This window comes from Streptomyces sp. NPDC001157 (assembly GCF_053598255.1).
The window spans coordinates 203,706-219,955 of record NZ_JBSFJW010000005.1 but is presented as its reverse complement, the minus strand read 5'-3'; the positions used below and the strand labels follow the sequence as shown (position 1 = coordinate 219,955).

The window sequence follows — 16,250 nt, the reverse complement described above, 5'->3', positions numbered from 1 at the left end:
ATTGCCGGGTTGTTGCCGATGTGTGTCCTGCCCACTGGGAGCCGTTCGACTCTGCTACGAGGCCTGCTACGACGCCTGTTGCGAGCCCGTCGACCGCGCCGCCGCCAGCAGTGACTCCCAGTCCGCCAGCTTGACGACACCGCGCCCGAGCGAGGCCCCGAGCCTCGCCTCGGCCTGCTCGATGGCCTGCCAACCCGCCCACGACACCGGCTCGATCCCCTCCGCGTGCAGGGCCGCGACCGGATCCCCCGCAAGCTCCTTGCCTACGAGCACGGGGGCGTCCTCGAGCAGCGACAACACCGTTTCCTTGGCACACGGACGGTTGGTGCCGATGATGCCCGTCGGGCCGCGCTTGATCCAGCCGGCGACGTACTCGCCCGGCGCGACCGCGCCCGCGCGCAGGACGCGTCCGGCCAGATGCGGCACGGTGCCGCTCGCCGCGTCGAAGGGCAGCCCCTCCAGCGGCACCCCGCGATAGCCCACCGAACGCAGCACCAACTGCGCCTCGATGTCCTCGTAGCATCCCGTGCCCGTCACGCCGCCCTGCCCGTCGGGTGCCGTCCGCTCGAAGCGCACCGCGCCCACCCGCCCGCCGTCGGCGAGCACTTCGACGGGGCGCAGGAAGAAGCGCAGCCGGATGCGGCGCGGGGCGTCCCCGGGCGGCGCCTGCGCCCAGCCGCGCAGCACGTCCACGTTGCGGCGCTGGACCGCCGGCAGCGCGGCGGGCTCCACGTACCCCGGATCCAGCTCCAACTCCGCCGGATCCACGGCGAGTTCGGTGTCCGGAAGGCCGCCCAGCTCACGCAGTTCCTTGGTCGTGAAGCGAGCCTGGGAGGGCCCGCGGCGGCCCACCATGTGGATGTCGCGCACCCGGCTCGCGGCCAGCGAGCTGAGCGCGGCCTGCGGCATGTCGGTGGGGCTCAGCTCCGCCGGACCCCGTGCCAGCATCCGCGTGACGTCCACCGCGACGTTCCCCACCCCGATGACCACGGCCGACCGGGCACCGCGTACGAAATCGTCGTCGGCGGAGTCCGGATGGGCGCTGTACCAGGACACGAACTGCGTCGCCGACCAGCTGCCCGGCAGGTCCTCGCCCGGGATCCCCAGATGGCGGTCGGTGGCGGCGCCCACGCAGTACACGACCGCGTGGTACAGCTCGCGCAGCCGGGCGGCCGGCAGCCCGCCGGGCCCGACCTGGATGCCGCCGAGGAACCGCACCCGCTCGTGCTCCAGCACTGTGCGCAGGTTGTTCTGCAGCGACTTGATCTTCTCGTGGTCCGGCGCGACGCCGTAGCGCACCAGGCCGTAGGGGCACGGCAGCCGGTCCAGGACGTCGACGAGCACCCCGGAATCCAGCTGGACGAGGTTCTGGGCGGTGTAGACCCCGCTCGGCCCGGAACCGACGACGGCGACACGCAACACGGCGGAACTCCTTACGAGAGGAGATCGCTGACGGCTCCAGCATCGCACCGCCGGTGCTCCGCTGACAGGGTGCAGGCGCGGTGTCGGCGTGCGTGTCCCCCCTTGCTGAATGTGATCAAGTGGTTACGTTCCGCGTGTGCTAGACGCATCCTTTCTTAATCTTTCTGATCGTTGTCCGACGGACGGCACGGTGTCCGTATGGCCCGCGTGGGAAGTGCGGGAGGACGAGCGCGCCACCTCGTGGTTCACCGTCCGGCTTGCGTTCACCGACGGTGCCCGGATCGACGCGCTCGCCGTGGTCTGCGAGGGCTGTGCCTCGCTGGAGGAGGTCCGCTCCCAGCCGGCCCTGTCCCTGCACGACCTCGCGGAACTCGCCGAGTGGATCGAGGAGCCGCTCTTCGAGGCGTGCGGCCCCGGGGCGGATCCGGCCGCCGGAGGCGACGGATCCCCCGTCCCCCGGCGGGCTCGCCCCGCGTGGCCCCCGGGCGTCGAGGGCCGCTGGCTGGTCGCCCAGGAGTACCGCGCGGCACAGGAAGGGGGCTTCGACCCCGTCCTCGCGGTGATGTGCGCGACCGGTCACAGCCGCCGCAAGTCACTCAGACTGATCTCGCAGGCGCGCGACTCGGGATTTCTGTCGCCTCGTCACGCACGGCGCTGACCGGTCGGGGCCCCGGGCTCCTCGCCGGTCGCGAAAAACCGCGAAAGATCCGTCTCGCAGGTCGCGCCGGAGGCCGCCCCGGTGTCCGGCGGCACGCCCATCTCCCAGTCGAGCCGGTAGCGCTCGAACAGCTCGGCCCGCAGGGTCGTGATCGGCATCGGCACGTTCGGCAGCACCATCGCGTAGACGGCACCCATCAGCAGGGAACGCAGCAACGGGTACTCCACGTCGACGTCCCGCGACCCGTTCCGGGTGACGACGTCCCGCAGCACCTCGGCGAGGCGCTGCTGCTCCGGGCACTGCACGAAGCCCTCCGCCTGCAACAGGCCCGCCATGTGCTGGCGCATCAGCACGGGCCGGTCCCGGGCCAGCCCCAGAATCGCGTCGATGGCCCGCGCCATCCGCTCCCGGCCGTCCTCGGTGTGCGGCTCGCGCTCCACCGCCTCCTCCAGCGTGCGGTGCATCAGCCGGTGCACCGCGGACTGTACGAGCTGGCGTTTTCCCGGGAAGTAGTACGACACCAGGCCGCGCGCCGAGCCCGCTCTGTCGGCGATGTCGCCGAGCGTCGTCGCCTCGTACCCGTGCTCGCCGACGAGTTCGACGGCCGCCTGCAGGAGCCGCTCCCGGGAACGTCTCCGCAACTCTTCATTGACCGAGGCGCTGCGCGGGGACATGCTGTAACTCCTGCGTTGACTGGCTGCCAGCCAACTATACTCGGAACGTCCTGATCGAAGCTCCGTAGGGGCTGGTCAGGGCTGCCGTCTGCTTCGGGCGACGCGGGGGATCGTCCGAGGCGGGCGGCCTCATCGCCCTGAAGGTGTCCTCAGGCTACTTTCCGGGCCGGCGCGCGTGTCTGGAGGCCCGGGACATGGGACAGGACCAGCGGATCCTGGCCAGGATCACGGAGATGGTCGAGGACGAGCGGGAGCTCCGTGAGTCCCTCGCGTCCGGCGAGATCGACAGCGCGACGGAACACCAGCGTCTCGATGTGCTGGAACGCGAACTCGACCAGTGCTGGGACCTGTTGCGGCAGCGGCGCGCGAAGGCCGAGTTCGGGGAGAACCCGGACGACGCGCAGGTGCGGCCGTCCTCGCAGGTGGAGGGGTATCAGGGCTGACCGGGCGGGCGGGGGCTCACTCCGCCAGCTCCAGCACGGGACGCAGCCCGTCCGGCCGCTCGGTCACCGGCAGATGGTCCACGAAGTGCACCCGGCACCCCAGCGCTGCCGCCCCGCCGTCCGCCTCCCGGCTGTCGCCGACCATCAGCGCCTCGTGGGGCTCGATCTCGAGGGCCTCGCAGGCGATGGCGAACAACCGTGGATCCGGCTTCTGTATGCCGTGTTCGTACGACAGGACATACGTGTCCACGAACCGGTCCAGGTCGTGGGCCTCGAAGACGGGCCGCGGATCCCATCCGATATTGCTCACCACGGCGATGCCCAGCCCGCGCTCGCACAGCGCGTCCAGCACCTCGGCGGCGTCGGGGTAGGGGGCCCAAGCGGCCGGCGTCATGTGCCGGTCGTACAGCGCGTCGTACAACTTCGGGTCGGGAAGCGGTACTTGGCGCGCGAGCCCGGTGTAGGCGGCCCGGTGCAGTTCGGCGCTCTGGTCCCGGATCCGCCACACCTCGGCGAGTTCCTCGGGCAGTTGCTCCGGATCCGCCCCGCCGGGCAGGGCCCCCGCCACCTGCAGTGCCTTCGCCGCCTGCGCCAAGTCCGGCTCCGGCAGCGTGATCTCGGCGTCGTCCAGCGCGGCACGCAGCCAGGACGCGGTGGACTCGATGCGGAAGAGGGTGCCGGAGAAGTCGAACAGGACAGCCATCATGAGTGGATCTTACGTCGGTGGACCAGCACGGCCAGCGCGACCAGCAGCGCCCCCAGGAGCCAGCCGCCCACCACGTCGGAGAGCCAGTGCACGCCCAGCCACAGGCGCGTGAAGCCCACCCCGAGCACGGAGACCACCCCCGCGGCCAGCGCGGTGCGCCACACGGCGCGTCCTGGGCCGTAGCGGTGCAGGAGCCACAGCAGGAGGCCGCAGACGACCGTGGCGGTCATCGCGTGACCCGAGGGGAAGGCCGCGTAACGAGCCGAGTCGACGGGGTCGGACCAGACGGGGCGCGGGCGGTCGACCGCGGCCTTGAGGGTCTGCTGCAGCAGGCTGCCCAGTGCACAGGTGGCCGCCAGCCACACCGCCGTCCACCATGCCGAGCGCCGCCACACCAGCCACACCGCGGCCGCCGCGCACACCAGACGCATCGTCCAGGGGTCCCAGACCCAGTCGGACAGGATGCGGAAGGCGTGGGTGAGGCCGGACTCGTCGACGGCCCAGCCGTGGGTGGTGCGGGCGACGTCGCCGTCGACGCTGATCAACGGGTGCCACTTGACGGCGACCAGGGTGAGCAGCAGAGCGGAGCACAGAGTGAGGGCGGCCGCGGCGCGGGCGGCGGTGCGGCGGTCCGGCGGGTGGGACGGGGAGTCGACGGGCGGGCGGCGCATGCAGTGATCCTCGCCGACCGGCGGGGTGCAAGGCCAATGACGGGGGTCGCGCGGCCCCGCCTCAGAGCGTGATCAGCATCGCCGTCATCGCGATTCCCATCGACAGCCGACACGCCCGCGCCAGCTCCGGACGGTCGCCCCAGCCCACCGGCCCGCCGCCGGCCGTGGCCACGACGGGCATCAGCCGGGCACCGGACAGCAGCACGAATCCCGTGAAGTAGAGCAGCAGCACCCCTGTCACCAGCGGGACTCCGCCTGACCCCCCGTGCCCGGCACGGTGTCCCGGGGTGCCCGCCATCACGACCGCCATGTAGACCATGGCCGAGGCGCCCACCAGGTGGTGCAGATGGTGCGGGTTCGTCCGTGCCGCCCACAGGGCACGCAGCGCGGCGGTGCCGAAGACGGCCGCGTAGCCGGGCCAGGCCCAGGCCGGCGGGGTGAACGCCCCCGCCGGTACCGCCATGGCGGCCATGCCGAAGCCCATCAGCGCCTCGCCGCCCGCGGCCCGGCGCTGCTCCTCGACCGCGCTGCGCATCCGCAGCAGGCAGTAGGCCCCGGTCGACGCACACAGCGCGACCAGCAGCCAGCCGGGCGAGACCGGTCCGTGCACGCGCACCTCCCCGCTCGACGGTGTCGACAGTCGGTGGTTGCCCGCAGCACGCGGCGCGCACGCAAGCGCAAGGATGTACACGGGGAGCATTCACCGGAGCACAGCAGGTGAGTGCATGCCGGCAAGGAATCCTTTACGAGTAAAACACCTGCTAAACTCATGCGTCATGAACCGTGTCACCCCCACTGCCGCCGCCCCACGCGTCCGTCGTCTGCCGCTCGCGGGTGTGCTGCGGGTGGGCCGCCCCGCGGACATCTGGTTCAAGCCCGCGCTGAGCGTGGTCGCCTCGGTCGCCCCGCCCAATCTGACGCTGCTGGCCCTCGGCAGGCTCGACCTGGCCATGTACACGATGGCCGGGTCGCTGTGCGCGCTGTACGCCCACAACCGTCCCTATGCCGCCCGGGCGCGCGCCCTGGCCTGGGTGGTCCTCGGCATGGTCGGCGGTCTCGCCGTCTCCCTGGTCGCCGCCTCACTCACCGGCAGCGCCGTCGTGCTGGTCACGGTCGGTGCGCTGCTGGCCGCCCTGCAGAAGGCGCTGTGCGACGCGACCCGCATCGGCCCGCCCGGCAATGTCGTCCTGACCTTCATCACCTCCGCGTCCCTCTTCGCCCCGCAGACCCTCGCCCAGGTCCCCGCCCACCTCGCGCTGGCGCTCGCCGCGGGCGGCTGGGCCTGGGTGGTCGGCATGGCACCCGGGCTGCTGCGCCCGCACGGACCGGAGCGCCGGGCCACAGCGGCCGCCCTGAGGGCCGCTGCCGCCTACGCCGCCCGCGGCACCGGCGACGGCCACGGCCGGGCCCGCGCCACGGCGGCCGCCGCCGTCCAGGCCGCCTGGCAGCCGCTCCTGGCCACCGGCGACACCCGCACCCGGCGCGCCCTCGAACGCCTCGTCGTCCGCGCCGAGGTCGCCCTCGCCGCCCCCGCCGACACCGACCCCGAGCAACTGCGCACCTGGGCCCGCGAGCTGACCGGGACCGGACCGGTCCCGGAGGTCCACGACCCGGCAGCCACCGCCGAACTCCTCGGCGTGGACGCGGAACTCGCCGCCCCGGCCCGCCCGTTGTGGCAGCGACTCGGCCCGATCGCCCCGATCGCCGCCCGCACCGCCCTGGGCTGCGCCCTAGCCGGCTATGCCGCCCTCGCCCTCGGCATCGGCCGCCCCTACTGGGCCCTGGTCACCGCCGCCTCCCTCTACCAGGCCAACCTCGTCCTCACCTGGAGCCGGGGCGTCCAGCGCGTCGTCGGCAACCTCGTCGGCGTCCTGCTCTTCGCCGCCGTCGTCCCGCTCGCCCACCTCGGCCCGGCGGCGCTCGTGCTGTGCTGTCTCGCCTTCAACTTCGGCGCCGAGGCTTTGATGGGCCGCAACTACTGGCTCGGCAGCGTCTGTGTGACCCCGATGGCCCTGCTCATCACCGAGTTCACCCGATTCCAGGAGCCGGGCCGGCTGATCACCGAACGGCTCGTGGACACCCTCGTCGGAGCCCTGGTCGGTTTCCTCGCCGCCGTCGCCGTCACCAACCGCCGCGCAGGCAGCCGCGTCGAGCAGGCGCTGGCCGCCGCCGAGCGCGCCCGGGAGCGTACCGCCCGCCTGCTGGCCGAGCCCGCCCCCGCACCCGCCGCCCTGGAGGCCGCCCGTCGCTCCCTCGCCGCCTCCCTGGCCGAGCTGCGCGCCACCGTCGACGCCGCGTCCGGCGAGTGGTGGCAGCGCGCCCTGCCCCAGGAGCGGGTCGTGCGCGCCGAGCAGGCCGGACACCGTACGCTCGCGGCGACGGCAAGATCCTGTGGCTGAATCCCGGTCGGATCAGCGTGCGTGCCAGGCGGCGGGCGCCCGGCAGGGGTTCAGCCACAGGCTCTGAGACACCAGGGACTGCACCGGAACGCGAGAGCGGAGGGCGTACGGCCATGACGGCAGCGAACGGACGGCAGGCGGCGGCGACCAGGGGCGAGGACACCGTCTCCGCGGTCGTCCGGCAGTGGCAGGCCGTCCATCCCGATCTCGACACCGGCCCCATGGAGATCATCGGCCGGATCAACCGCTGTGCCGCCCTGCTCCAGCAGGCCGAGGACGCCCCGCTGCGCCGGGCCGGGCTCAGCCGCCCCGAGTTCGACCTGCTGGGCGCGCTGCGCCGCACCGGCCACGAACTGACCCCCGGCGAACTCGCCCGCGAGACCTTCTCCTCGGGCGCCGCCGTCACCAAGCGCCTCAAACAGCTCACCGAGCGCGGCCTGGTCGAGCGCCGCGGCGACACCCGCGACCGCCGCGTCGCCCACCTCCGCCTCACGGACGCCGGCCGCGATCTGGTCGACGGCATCCTCCCCGAGCAGCTGGCCTACGAGACCTCCGTACTGGGCGTCCTGGATCCGCAGGGGCAGGGCGAACTGGCTGGGCTGCTGGGCGAGTTGCTCGCCCGGCTCGAGGGCCGCCTCGGCGCGCTCCGCGTCTGAACGGCCGCCTCCGCAACTTTCGGCGGCCGTGTGCCCGTTGACGTGATCGACGCCGACTCCCTACGTTCGACCAGCCGGTTCGGACGACCGGCTGGCGTACGACATGTCGAACGAAAGGGCGGTGCCGTGACAGCCGAAACGCTCACGGTCGACCTGGGCACGGAGACCGGCCCCTTCCACGGCGGCGCAAGCGGCACGCTCTACGGCCTGTACGGCGACGGTGTGCCCAGCCGTGCCGTCGTCGAGGGCATGTACGTCCGCACGGTCACCACCAAGGCGCAGGACGGTATCCAGCACCCCGGCGCCGACGCCCTGGAGATCCTGCCGTCCTTCGTCGCGGCGGGCGGCAAGGACGTCTACGTCTACCTGACCGACATCCACCGCGGCTTCCCCTACGAGTGGCCGGGCGCCACCGGTGAGGAACGGCTCAGCGCCTATCTGGCGAGCATCCGCCGCCAGGTCGCCCAGGTGCAGACGCTCGGCGCCCTCAAGTCCCATGTCGTGTACGTGCCGTTCAACGAGCCCGAGGGCAACATGTTCGGCACGGGGGAGTGGAGCTACGACCAGGTCTCCTGGCACACCGAGCCGGGTACCTACTTCGCGGCCTGGCAGCGGGCGTACCACCTCATCAAGGGCCTGGACCCCGAAGCACGCATCGCGGGCCCCAACACCTGCGTCTTCGACCCCGAGGTGCGCGGCTTCCTGGAGTTCGCGCGTGAGCACGGCGTGCTGCCCGACGTGATCACCTGGCACGAGCTGTCCTCGCCGGACGAGGTCCGCAGGAACGTCGCCAAGTACCGTGATCTGGAACGGGAGTTGGGCATCGGTCGGCTGCCCGTCAACCTCAACGAGTACGCGCACAACTACCACCTGTCCGTCCCCGGGCAGATGATCCAGTGGATCGCCGCGATCGAGGAGTCCAAGGTCGACGCCGACATGGCGTACTGGAACATCGCCGGCAACCTCAACGACTCGGCGGTCGAGGCGGGCAAGGGCAATGGGCAGTGGTGGCTGTTCAACGCCTACGGGCAGCTGTCCGGCAACACCGTCCGGGTCACGGCGCCGCACCCGAACGTCCAGTACACCCTGCAGGGCGTCGCCACCCTCGACCGTCTCAAGCGGCAGGCCCGCGTGCTGTTCGGCGGCGCGGGCGGCACCGCGGACCTCGTCATCGAGGGCGTCGACGCGGACGTCTTCGGTACGACCGTCCACGTACGCCTCCAGGAGATCGCCTGGAGCGGTCAGGTCGGCGCGAGTGCCCAGCCCTTGCGGCTGCTCGACACCGAACTGCCCGTCACGGACGGCCGGGTGACGCTGACGCTCACCGACCTCGACGAGATGTCCGCCTACCAGTTGATCGTGGCTCCCGGCGGCCACGGCGCGGCACTGTTGCCGCCCGCGGCGGGCCGGCGGCTGACCTACGAGGCCGAGGACGCCACGTACACGGGCGGCGGCTACGTCAAGCACGGCCCCGAGGGATCCCCCTCCGACGTCGACAAGTTCGCGACCTCCGGCGGCTACCACATCGGTGGCCTGCGCACCGGGTCCGACGGCGTGCTCGCCTTCGACATCGAGGTCCCGCAGGACGGGACGTACGACCTCCGGATCTTCGCCGGTTCCCACAACCTGGCCGACCTGGTGCGCGAGAACGGCCCCACCAACGTCTTCCTGCGCATCGACGGCAGGGACGCGCGCGAGCTGCGGCTGCCGCTCGGCTACAAGTGGGCGGTGTGGGGCCACACCGACACCCGGGCCGAACTGACCGCCGGCCCGCACCGGATCACCCTCGCCGCACAGGACCCCGACCTCGGCACGACCAAGGGCGACGCGGTCGTCGACAAGCTGGACCTCGCCCTGCGCGACGACCAGGAGGCCCTGTACGACGCCGAGTTCGCCGCTCTCGACGCGGGCGCACGGGTCAGCTATGCCCACCTCGGCGCCTCCGGCCCCGGCGCCGCCGTCCTGCCGCGAGGCGGCACCGTCACCTTCTGGGTGCATGCGGCCGACGACGGCGAGGCGACGGTCACCGTCGACCTGCTCGGCCCCGGCGAGGGCCTGCTCACGGTCAACGGCGAGGAGCTCGGGCCCGTGCCGCGAGGCGCCGTCCCGCTCTTCCTGGCCGGCGGCATCAACAAGGTCACGGTCACCGGGACTTCGGACCGCCTGGTGGTGGACCGGCTGCGTGTCGCCCCCTCCCGCGGGCTGCTGCCCACGTGTGTGTCCGCCGCCGAGGACGGCATCCTGACCGGCACCGCAAGGGTGTCGGGACACTCGTACGCCACCGGCGGCAAGGCCGTCGACGGCATCGGCGCGGGCCCCGGCAACGCGCTCACCCTGACGGTGACGGCCGAACGCGCCGGACGCCACGCGCTCACCATCCGCTACTCCAACGGCGAGCAGGCGCCCGCCACCCACTACAACCCCGACCCGGTCTGCCGCCACGCGGACATCTCCGTCAACGGCGCCGCCCCGCACCGCGTCCTGTTCCCCACCACCTTCCACTTCAACAACTTCTGGAACCTCTCCGTGCCGGTGACCCTCAACCAGGGCACCAACACGCTCACCTTCACCGCCGACGAACTCCCCGACTTCGACGGCCGCACCAAGAACGCATACGGCCAGCGCTCGGCGTACGCGCCGGTCATCGACCAGGTCACGGTGACACCGCTCGCACAAGGGGCGTCGTGACGGACACAAGAAAGGGGTCCGATGCTGGAGTTCACGTTCGCCGGCCGGGTGATCGAGTGGCGCGGCCCGGCGCCCTACTACTACCTGCCCGTGCCCGACGAGGAGTCCGCGGACATCCGTGAGGTCGCGGCGACGGCGAGCTACGGCTGGGGCGTGATCCCGGTGGCCGCGCGGATCGGCGAGGTCGACTTCGAGACCTCGCTGTTCCCCAAGGACGGCGGGTATCTGCTGCCGCTGAAGGCCGCCGTCCGGGGGCCCCGGCAGATCACCGTCGGCGACGAGATCACCGTCGAGATGACCGTCCGGCTCCCGCACTGATCAGTGCTCGTCGCCCGCCCGGTACAGGCCGAACACCGCCGCCTGCGGATCCCGCAGCACCGCGATCCGCAGGCCGTCCGGCACCGAGGTGGGCTCCATGAGGACGGTGCCGCCCGCCTCCGTGGCCGCGGAGGCGTCCACGTCGGCGACCGCGAAGTACGGCAGCCAGTGCGGTGGCACCTCGGGCGGGAACTTCTCGTCCATCCGCACCATGCCGCCGTCGGGCCCTCAGATCCCCGGCCGGTACCGGATCGGATGGTCCGCCGGCACCTCCACCAGCACGATCCGTGTCCCGTCCGGATCGGCGATCCACATCTCGACCAGCCCCCACGGCTCCTTCACCGGCGCCCGCACGATCTCGACGCCCTTGGCCCGCAGCTCCTCGTGCGCCGCGGCCACGTCCTCGACCTGCAGCCACAACTGCACGGCGGGCGAGGGCGAGGTCTCGGAACGGCCCGAGACCTCCAGGAAGCCGCCGCCGAGGAAGTACACGGTGCCGCGCTGCGGCCCCGTGCCGAACTCGCGGTAGACGGCGAGGCCCAGCTGCTCGCCGTAGAACGTGCGGGAACGCTCGGCATCGCTGGGGCGGAGAAGGGTCCGGCTGCTGAGAACGTGCACCATGCATCCGGAGCCTAGTGGCAGGGTTACCCTCGTCCCTGCCCGTGCCGCGCCAGAACCGGAGTACCGCACATGGAGACCACCGCCGGCGGACTGACCTTCCGCGACGCCACCGACGCCGACGCCGACGCGCTGGTCGCGCTGATCGAGTCGGCGTACCGCGGGGACTCCAGCCGGGCCGGGTGGACCACCGAGGCGGACATTCTGCAAGGGCAGCGCACCGATGCGGAGGGCGTACGCGCCGTCATCAAGTCGCCCGACAGCCGTCTGCTGACGGTCGAGCGGGACGGCGCCGTCGTTGCCTGCTGCCAGCTCGAACACCGCGGGGATCACGCCTACTTCGGGATGTTCGCGGTCAGCCCGCTGCTGCAGGGCGCGGGCCTCGGCAAGCAGATCATCACGGAGGCGGAGCGCACGGTGCGCGAGACCTGGGGCGTGCGTGAGATGCACATGACCGTGATCTCCGTGCGCGACGACCTCATCGCCTGGTACGAGCGCCGCGGCTACCGCCGTACGGGCCGGATGACCCCGTTCCCGTACGGCGACGAGCGCTTCGGCGTCCCGCTCCGCGACGACCTGCAGTTCGAGCTGCTGGTCAAGGAGCTGGTCTGAGGCTCAGGCCGTGAACCGGCCGGTGCGCTTGATCTCCGGGTAGTCGGTGGTCGCGCCGTCCAGCTGCAGCGCCCGGACGAGCCGCAGATGGTCCTGCGTGTTCACCACCCAGCCGATGATCCTCAGGTCCGCCTTGCGGGCCAGCTCCACGACCTCCAGAGTGAGGCGGCGGATGTTGAGGCAGACGGTCGCGGCACCGGCTTCCACCGCGCGCTCCACGATGTCGGTGCCGTAGCGGCTGCCGATCAGCGCGGTCCGTACGCCCGGCACCAGGCGGGTGACCTCGGCGATGGCCTCGTCGTGGAACGAGGACACCTCGACCCGGGAGACCAGGTCCCGTTTGAGCATGACCTCGGCCAGTGCCCGTGCCGCCGCGATGTCCTTGATCTCGGCCTGCAGCGGTGCCCGCACCGCTTCCAGGACCTCCTCGAAGACCGGGACACGCTCGCCGCGGCCCGCGTCCAGGGCGCGCAGCTCGGCGAGGGTCTTCTCGGCGATCGGGCCGGTGCCGTCGGTCGTGCGGTCCACGTCGGTGTCGTGCATGACGACGAGGGCGCCGTCCTTGCTCAGATGCAGATCGAGTTCGATCACGTCGAGCCCGGCGTGCTGGGCGGCGACGAAGGAACGGAGGGTGTTCTCGGGCTCGGCACCCATGACTCCGCGATGACCGATGGTAAGGAAGTTCAAGGTTCAACTCGCTTCCGTCGACGGCGGCTCGGCTCCGCGCGCGGACCGGAGCGGACGGCCGCGCGGGCAGAGCCGCAGCCTAACGGCCCGGCCCCGCGATGAACCCGCGCGTACACGGGGGATCGGCGTGCCGCCAGGGGCAGGCCTGGCCTGTGCCCGTCGAGCGATCACCCTGGCGTGGGCGAGTCCTTCCGGGATTGACATGTGGCCGGTTTCGGCGGTCGGCACCCGGGTAGCCGCGCGATACCCAAATGTCTGCCGGTTCGGTTTCCGGCAGGAAAAAGTTCGGTGACCATGCAGAGGCACAGGATAATCTCCCGAGACCCCTCTTGCTGAGAGGAAGTCCGTATGTATACGGTCTCCATACGTGAGCTTCTCCCGTGGAGGATGGGACATGACGGAAATTCTTGTGCAGGCGGCTTCGGAGGAGCAGATTCCTCCTGTGACCAGGGTGGTGGAGCACCCGGCATGGGCCGTGCTCAAGAATGCCGTGGAGCAGATCCGGCCATGGCAGGCCAAGGACGGATCGATCGACCTCGACGCCGAAGGCGCACCCGAGCGCGCGGACGCCGAGGCGGCCGTACGGCGTGTCGTGGCGGCCGTCGAGGAGCTCTCCCCGCTGCTTCCGCACGACACCGACTACCACGAGGCGCTGGCCAAGGACCTGCTCCGGTGGGCCGACGGCGGCTTCGAGGTGCCCGACTTCCTCGACTCGCTGCTGGCCTTCCAGCCCGCCGCGAACCGCGCGGACGGCCTGCAGCACCTGGTCGTCTTCCCGATGTACACGCAGAACGGCAACCCGGACCGCAATCTGGAAGCGGTCGTGCTGCGGATGGTCTGGCCGGACTGGCTGGCCGAGCTGGAGCGCACCCGCTACGACAACCCGCTGTTCTGCGGCATCAAGTTCGAGGACTTCACGGCCGGCTACGACACCAACTCGGCCGTCCTCTTCCCGGAGACCATAGCCGTGCGCGAGGCGCCGGAACGTTTCACCTGGGGTGGCATCTTCTGCGACCGCGAAGCTGCCCGCTTCCGGCGGGTGACCGACGCCGCCGTCGGCATCCTGGGGCTGGAGCTGCCCGAGGACATCGCCGCGATGGTCCACGACCAGAAGCGCTGCGAGGAGGCCTTCGTGCTCTGGGACATGGTCCACGACCGCACCCACAGCCACGGCGACCTGCCCTTCGACCCGTTCATGATCAAGCAGCGGCAGCCGTTCTGGATGTACGGCCTCGAAGAGCTGCGCTGCGACCTCACCGCCTTCAAGGAGGCCGTGAAGCTGGACGCCGACGGCGTCCCGCAGGCCCGTGACGTGCAGTACGCGGTGCTCTTCGACCGCATGTTCCGCTTCCCGGTCACCGGCGAGCGCGTGCGCAACTACGACGGCCTCGGCGGCCAGCTCCTCTTCGCCTACCTGCACAAGCACGACGTCATCCGCTGGACCGACAACAAGCTGCACATCGACTGGCAGCGTGCCCCGCAGGTCACCAACCAACTGTGCGCCGAGATCGAGGACCTCTACCGGGCCGGCATCGACCGCCCGAAGCTGGTCCACTGGTTCGCCGCGTACGACCTGGTGTCGCAGTACCTCGCCCCGCACCCCGGCTCCCGCTGGGCCAAGGGCCCCGACGCCCTCGACCTGAGCCGGCCGCCGCGAAAGCTCGTCGATGACGTGCTTCCGGACGAGTTTCCCCTGAGCATGTTCTATGAGGCCCTCTCCAAGAAGCTGAAGAACGTGATCGCCTCCACCAAGGGCATCACGGCAAAGAGCGCCGAGCGAGTCGCCGCATGAGCGACCGCAGCACCAGAACCACTGCTCAGGAGGCGAAGACCATGGCCGGGAACGGAGCTCTCAGCGGTGCGGTGATCGCGGTGGCCGGCGCGGGCGGACCCGCCGGGCGCGCGGCACTGATCCGGCTCGCGGAGGCGGGTGCCACCGTCGTCGCCGCGGACAACGATCCCGAGCGGCTCGCAGAGGCCGTGGACGCGGCCCGTTACGCGTCCGGCGGCGCCACCGTGACCGGCGAGCCCGTCGACCTGCTGGACCTGGACTCCACCCGGGAGTGGGCCACCCACATCGAGAAGGAGTTCGGCCGCGTCGACGGCCTGGTCCACCTCGTCGGCGGCTGGCGCGGCAGCGAGACCTTCATCAAGACCAGCCTCGACGACTGGGACTTCCTGGAGCTGCTGCTCATCCGCACCGTGCAGCACACCTCCCTCGCCTTCTCCGAGGCGCTGCAGCGCAGCGAGCGCGGCCGCTACGTCCTGATCAGCGCCGCGGGCGCGACGAAGCCCACCGCGGGCAACGCCGCGTACGCCGCCGCCAAGGCCGCCGCCGAGGCGTGGACCCTGGCCATGGCCGACTTCTTCCGCAAGGCGGGAGGCGCCGAGGGGCCGACGTCGGCGGCTGCGATCCTGGTGGTGAAGGCGTTGGTGCACGACGCGATGCGCGCCGAGCGACCCAATGCGAAGTTCGCGGGCTTCACGGACGTCAAGGAGCTGGCCGAGGCCATCACCGACGTCTGGAGCAAGCCCGCCGCCGAAGTGAACGGAAAGCGTCTGTGGCTGACCGAGAAGCCGTGAACCCCCCGAGGACCGACGCGCGTCGCCATCACGACCCGGAGGTCCGCGGCTTCGCCAGCGACAACTACGCCGGGGCCCACCCGGAGGTGCTCGCCGCCCTGGCCCTGGCCAACGGCGGGCACCAGGTCGCGTACGGCGAGGACGACTACACCGAGAACCTCCAGAACATCATCCGTAGCCACTTCGGCGCCACGGCGGAGGCCTTCCCGGTCTTCAACGGCACCGGCGCGAACGTCGTCGCGCTCCAGGCGGTCACCGACCGCTGGGGCGCGGTGATCTGCGCCGAGAGCGCCCACATCAACGTCGACGAGGGCGGGGCGCCGGAGCGCATGGGCGGCCTCAAGCTGCTGACGGTCCCGACGCCGGACGGCAAGCTCACCCCCGAACTGATCGACAGGCAGGCGTACGGCTGGGACGACGAGCACCGCGCGATGCCGCAGGTCGTCTCGATCACCCAGAGCACGGAGCTCGGCACGCTCTACACGCCGGACGAGATCCGCGCGATCTGCGAGCACGCCCACGCGCACGGCATGAAGGTGCACCTGGACGGCTCCCGGATAGCCAACGCGGCCGCGTCCCTGGACGTCCCGATGCGGACGTTCACCAACGCGGTCGGCGTCGACATCCTCTCCCTGGGCGGGACGAAGAACGGCGCGCTGTTCGGCGAGGCCGTCGTCGTCATCAACCAGGACGCCGTCAGCCACATGAAGCATCTGCGCAAGCTGTCCATGCAGCTCGCCTCCAAGATGCGCTTCGTCTCGGTGCAGTTGGAGGCCCTGCTCGCCAAGGACCTGTGGCTGCGCAACGCCCGCCATGCCAACGAGATGGCCCAGCGCCTCGCCGAGGGCGTGCGCGCCGTGCACGGCGTGGAGATCCTCTACCCGGTGCAGGCCAACGGGGTGTTCGCCCGGCTCCCGCACGACGTGAGCGAGCGGCTGCAGAAGCGGTTCCGCTTCTACTTCTGGGACGAGGCCGCGGGTGTGGTGCGCTGGATGTGCGCCTTCGACACGACCGAGGAGGACGTGGACGCGTTCCTGGCGGCGCTCAAGGAGGAGATGGCGCGTTAGGTCCGCGTCAAGCCTCCGCGGCGGCCAGTGTCGGCGCAGGATGTCCGG

At 71.4% G+C, this 16,250-nt stretch carries 17 protein-coding genes and 1 pseudogene; 10 read left to right on the top strand and 8 right to left on the bottom strand.

Going from position 1 to position 16,250, the window contains the following annotated elements; translation table 11 throughout:
- Positions 1 to 66: 66 nt before the first annotated feature.
- Positions 67 to 1,422, bottom strand: a complete 1,356-nt coding sequence (locus ACWDAG_RS11540) for an FAD-dependent oxidoreductase (protein WP_450695382.1) — start codon at positions 1,420 to 1,422, stop codon at positions 67 to 69.
- 190 nt (positions 1,423 to 1,612) lie between these two features.
- Here ACWDAG_RS11540 and ACWDAG_RS11535 point away from each other — a divergent pair, with 190 nt between their 5' ends.
- Complete coding sequence (locus ACWDAG_RS11535; protein WP_389074092.1) at positions 1,613 to 2,080, top strand: DUF6214 family protein; 468 nt, start codon at positions 1,613 to 1,615, stop codon at positions 2,078 to 2,080.
- Here the strand turns inward: ACWDAG_RS11535 and ACWDAG_RS11530 are convergent.
- Positions 2,065 to 2,754, bottom strand: coding sequence for a TetR/AcrR family transcriptional regulator (locus ACWDAG_RS11530; protein ID WP_450695381.1), 690 nt, complete (start codon positions 2,752 to 2,754; stop codon positions 2,065 to 2,067). The two genes, ACWDAG_RS11535 and ACWDAG_RS11530, sit on opposite strands and share 16 nt — an antisense overlap.
- 194 nt (positions 2,755 to 2,948) lie before the next feature.
- On the opposite strand from ACWDAG_RS11530, the gene ACWDAG_RS11525 reads away from it, so the two are divergent.
- Entirely contained in the window at positions 2,949 to 3,197 is a 249-nt protein-coding gene (locus ACWDAG_RS11525; protein ID WP_450695380.1) for a DUF2630 family protein, read from the top strand.
- A gap of 16 nt (positions 3,198 to 3,213) precedes the next feature.
- Here ACWDAG_RS11525 and ACWDAG_RS11520 read toward each other — a convergent pair whose 3' ends face one another.
- The 3 genes from ACWDAG_RS11520 to ACWDAG_RS11510 form a co-directional block, all read right to left on the bottom strand.
- A complete protein-coding gene (locus ACWDAG_RS11520; protein ID WP_450695379.1) occupies positions 3,214 to 3,903 on the bottom strand; it encodes an HAD family hydrolase in 690 nt (229 codons plus the stop codon).
- On the bottom strand, positions 3,900 to 4,574 hold the full coding sequence (locus ACWDAG_RS11515) for a phosphatase PAP2 family protein (RefSeq protein ID WP_450695378.1): 675 nt from the start codon (positions 4,572 to 4,574) through the stop codon (positions 3,900 to 3,902). The genes ACWDAG_RS11520 and ACWDAG_RS11515 overlap by 4 nt, the downstream gene beginning before the upstream one ends.
- 61 nt (positions 4,575 to 4,635) lie before the next feature.
- On the bottom strand, positions 4,636 to 5,184 hold the full coding sequence (locus tag ACWDAG_RS11510) for a DUF5134 domain-containing protein (protein WP_450695377.1): 549 nt from the start codon (positions 5,182 to 5,184) through the stop codon (positions 4,636 to 4,638).
- A 166-nt stretch (positions 5,185 to 5,350) separates the two neighbouring features.
- On the opposite strand from ACWDAG_RS11510, the gene ACWDAG_RS11505 reads away from it, so the two are divergent.
- The 4 genes from ACWDAG_RS11505 (at position 5,351) to ACWDAG_RS11490 (ending at position 10,635) form a co-directional block, all read left to right on the top strand.
- Positions 5,351 to 6,973: an FUSC family protein gene (locus ACWDAG_RS11505; protein WP_450695376.1), complete on the top strand. Its 1,623-nt coding sequence runs from the start codon at positions 5,351 to 5,353 to the stop codon at positions 6,971 to 6,973.
- Positions 6,974 to 7,086: 113 nt separating this feature from the next.
- A complete protein-coding gene (locus tag ACWDAG_RS11500; RefSeq protein WP_450695375.1) occupies positions 7,087 to 7,629 on the top strand; it encodes a MarR family winged helix-turn-helix transcriptional regulator in 543 nt (180 codons plus the stop codon).
- A gap of 126 nt (positions 7,630 to 7,755) precedes the next feature.
- On the top strand, positions 7,756 to 10,317 hold the full coding sequence (locus ACWDAG_RS11495) for a cellulosome protein (protein WP_450695374.1): 2,562 nt from the start codon (positions 7,756 to 7,758) through the stop codon (positions 10,315 to 10,317).
- A 24-nt stretch (positions 10,318 to 10,341) separates the two neighbouring features.
- Positions 10,342 to 10,635: a DUF1905 domain-containing protein gene (locus ACWDAG_RS11490; protein WP_450695571.1), complete on the top strand. Its 294-nt coding sequence runs from the start codon at positions 10,342 to 10,344 to the stop codon at positions 10,633 to 10,635.
- Here ACWDAG_RS11490 and ACWDAG_RS11485 read toward each other — a convergent pair.
- A pseudogene (locus ACWDAG_RS11485) lies at positions 10,636 to 10,854 on the bottom strand (VOC family protein); the annotation flags it as partial.
- A gap of 9 nt (positions 10,855 to 10,863) precedes the next feature.
- Entirely contained in the window at positions 10,864 to 11,256 is a 393-nt protein-coding gene (locus ACWDAG_RS11480) for a VOC family protein (protein WP_450695373.1), read from the bottom strand.
- Between the two features lie 69 nt (positions 11,257 to 11,325).
- On the opposite strand from ACWDAG_RS11480, the gene ACWDAG_RS11475 reads away from it, so the two are divergent.
- Positions 11,326 to 11,865, top strand: coding sequence for a GNAT family N-acetyltransferase (locus ACWDAG_RS11475; RefSeq protein WP_450695372.1), 540 nt, complete (start codon positions 11,326 to 11,328; stop codon positions 11,863 to 11,865).
- Positions 11,866 to 11,868: 3 nt separating this feature from the next.
- Here the strand turns inward: ACWDAG_RS11475 and ACWDAG_RS11470 are convergent, their stop codons facing one another.
- Positions 11,869 to 12,552: a glycerophosphodiester phosphodiesterase gene (locus ACWDAG_RS11470; protein ID WP_450695371.1), complete on the bottom strand. Its 684-nt coding sequence runs from the start codon at positions 12,550 to 12,552 to the stop codon at positions 11,869 to 11,871.
- A gap of 394 nt (positions 12,553 to 12,946) precedes the next feature.
- On the opposite strand from ACWDAG_RS11470, the gene ACWDAG_RS11465 reads away from it, so the two are divergent.
- Genes ACWDAG_RS11465 through ACWDAG_RS11455 form a run of 3 tightly spaced genes read left to right on the top strand, consistent with a single transcriptional unit; the run spans position 12,947 to position 16,202 of the window.
- Complete coding sequence (locus ACWDAG_RS11465) at positions 12,947 to 14,344, top strand: DUF6421 family protein (protein ID WP_450695370.1); 1,398 nt, start codon at positions 12,947 to 12,949, stop codon at positions 14,342 to 14,344.
- The gene (locus tag ACWDAG_RS11460) at positions 14,341 to 15,135 is read left to right on the top strand and encodes an SDR family NAD(P)-dependent oxidoreductase (RefSeq protein WP_450695369.1); all 795 of its coding nucleotides are present in this window, start codon (positions 14,341 to 14,343) and stop codon (positions 15,133 to 15,135) included. The genes ACWDAG_RS11465 and ACWDAG_RS11460 overlap by 4 nt, the downstream gene beginning before the upstream one ends.
- Positions 15,132 to 16,202: a threonine aldolase family protein gene (locus ACWDAG_RS11455; RefSeq protein ID WP_450695368.1), complete on the top strand. Its 1,071-nt coding sequence runs from the start codon at positions 15,132 to 15,134 to the stop codon at positions 16,200 to 16,202. The genes ACWDAG_RS11460 and ACWDAG_RS11455 overlap by 4 nt, the downstream gene beginning before the upstream one ends.
- Positions 16,203 to 16,250 lie beyond the last annotated feature (48 nt).

Excerpts from the sequence above, each read along its gene's own strand:
- ACWDAG_RS11525 (WP_450695380.1), top strand. The coding sequence starts at position 2,949 with ATGGGACAGGACCAGCGGATCCTGGCCAGGATCACGGAGATGGTCGAG.
- ACWDAG_RS11520 (WP_450695379.1), bottom strand. The coding sequence starts at position 3,903 with ATGATGGCTGTCCTGTTCGACTTCTCCGGCACCCTCTTCCGCATCGAG.
- ACWDAG_RS11515 (WP_450695378.1), bottom strand. The coding sequence starts at position 4,574 with ATGCGCCGCCCGCCCGTCGACTCCCCGTCCCACCCGCCGGACCGCCGC.
- ACWDAG_RS11475 (WP_450695372.1), top strand. The coding sequence starts at position 11,326 with ATGGAGACCACCGCCGGCGGACTGACCTTCCGCGACGCCACCGACGCC.
- ACWDAG_RS11530 (WP_450695381.1), bottom strand. The coding sequence starts at position 2,754 with ATGTCCCCGCGCAGCGCCTCGGTCAATGAAGAGTTGCGGAGACGTTCC.
- ACWDAG_RS11480 (WP_450695373.1), bottom strand. The coding sequence starts at position 11,256 with ATGGTGCACGTTCTCAGCAGCCGGACCCTTCTCCGCCCCAGCGATGCC.
- ACWDAG_RS11460 (WP_450695369.1), top strand. The coding sequence starts at position 14,341 with ATGAGCGACCGCAGCACCAGAACCACTGCTCAGGAGGCGAAGACCATG.
- ACWDAG_RS11505 (WP_450695376.1), top strand. The coding sequence starts at position 5,351 with ATGAACCGTGTCACCCCCACTGCCGCCGCCCCACGCGTCCGTCGTCTG.
- ACWDAG_RS11465 (WP_450695370.1), top strand. The coding sequence starts at position 12,947 with ATGACGGAAATTCTTGTGCAGGCGGCTTCGGAGGAGCAGATTCCTCCT.
- ACWDAG_RS11500 (WP_450695375.1), top strand. The coding sequence starts at position 7,087 with ATGACGGCAGCGAACGGACGGCAGGCGGCGGCGACCAGGGGCGAGGAC.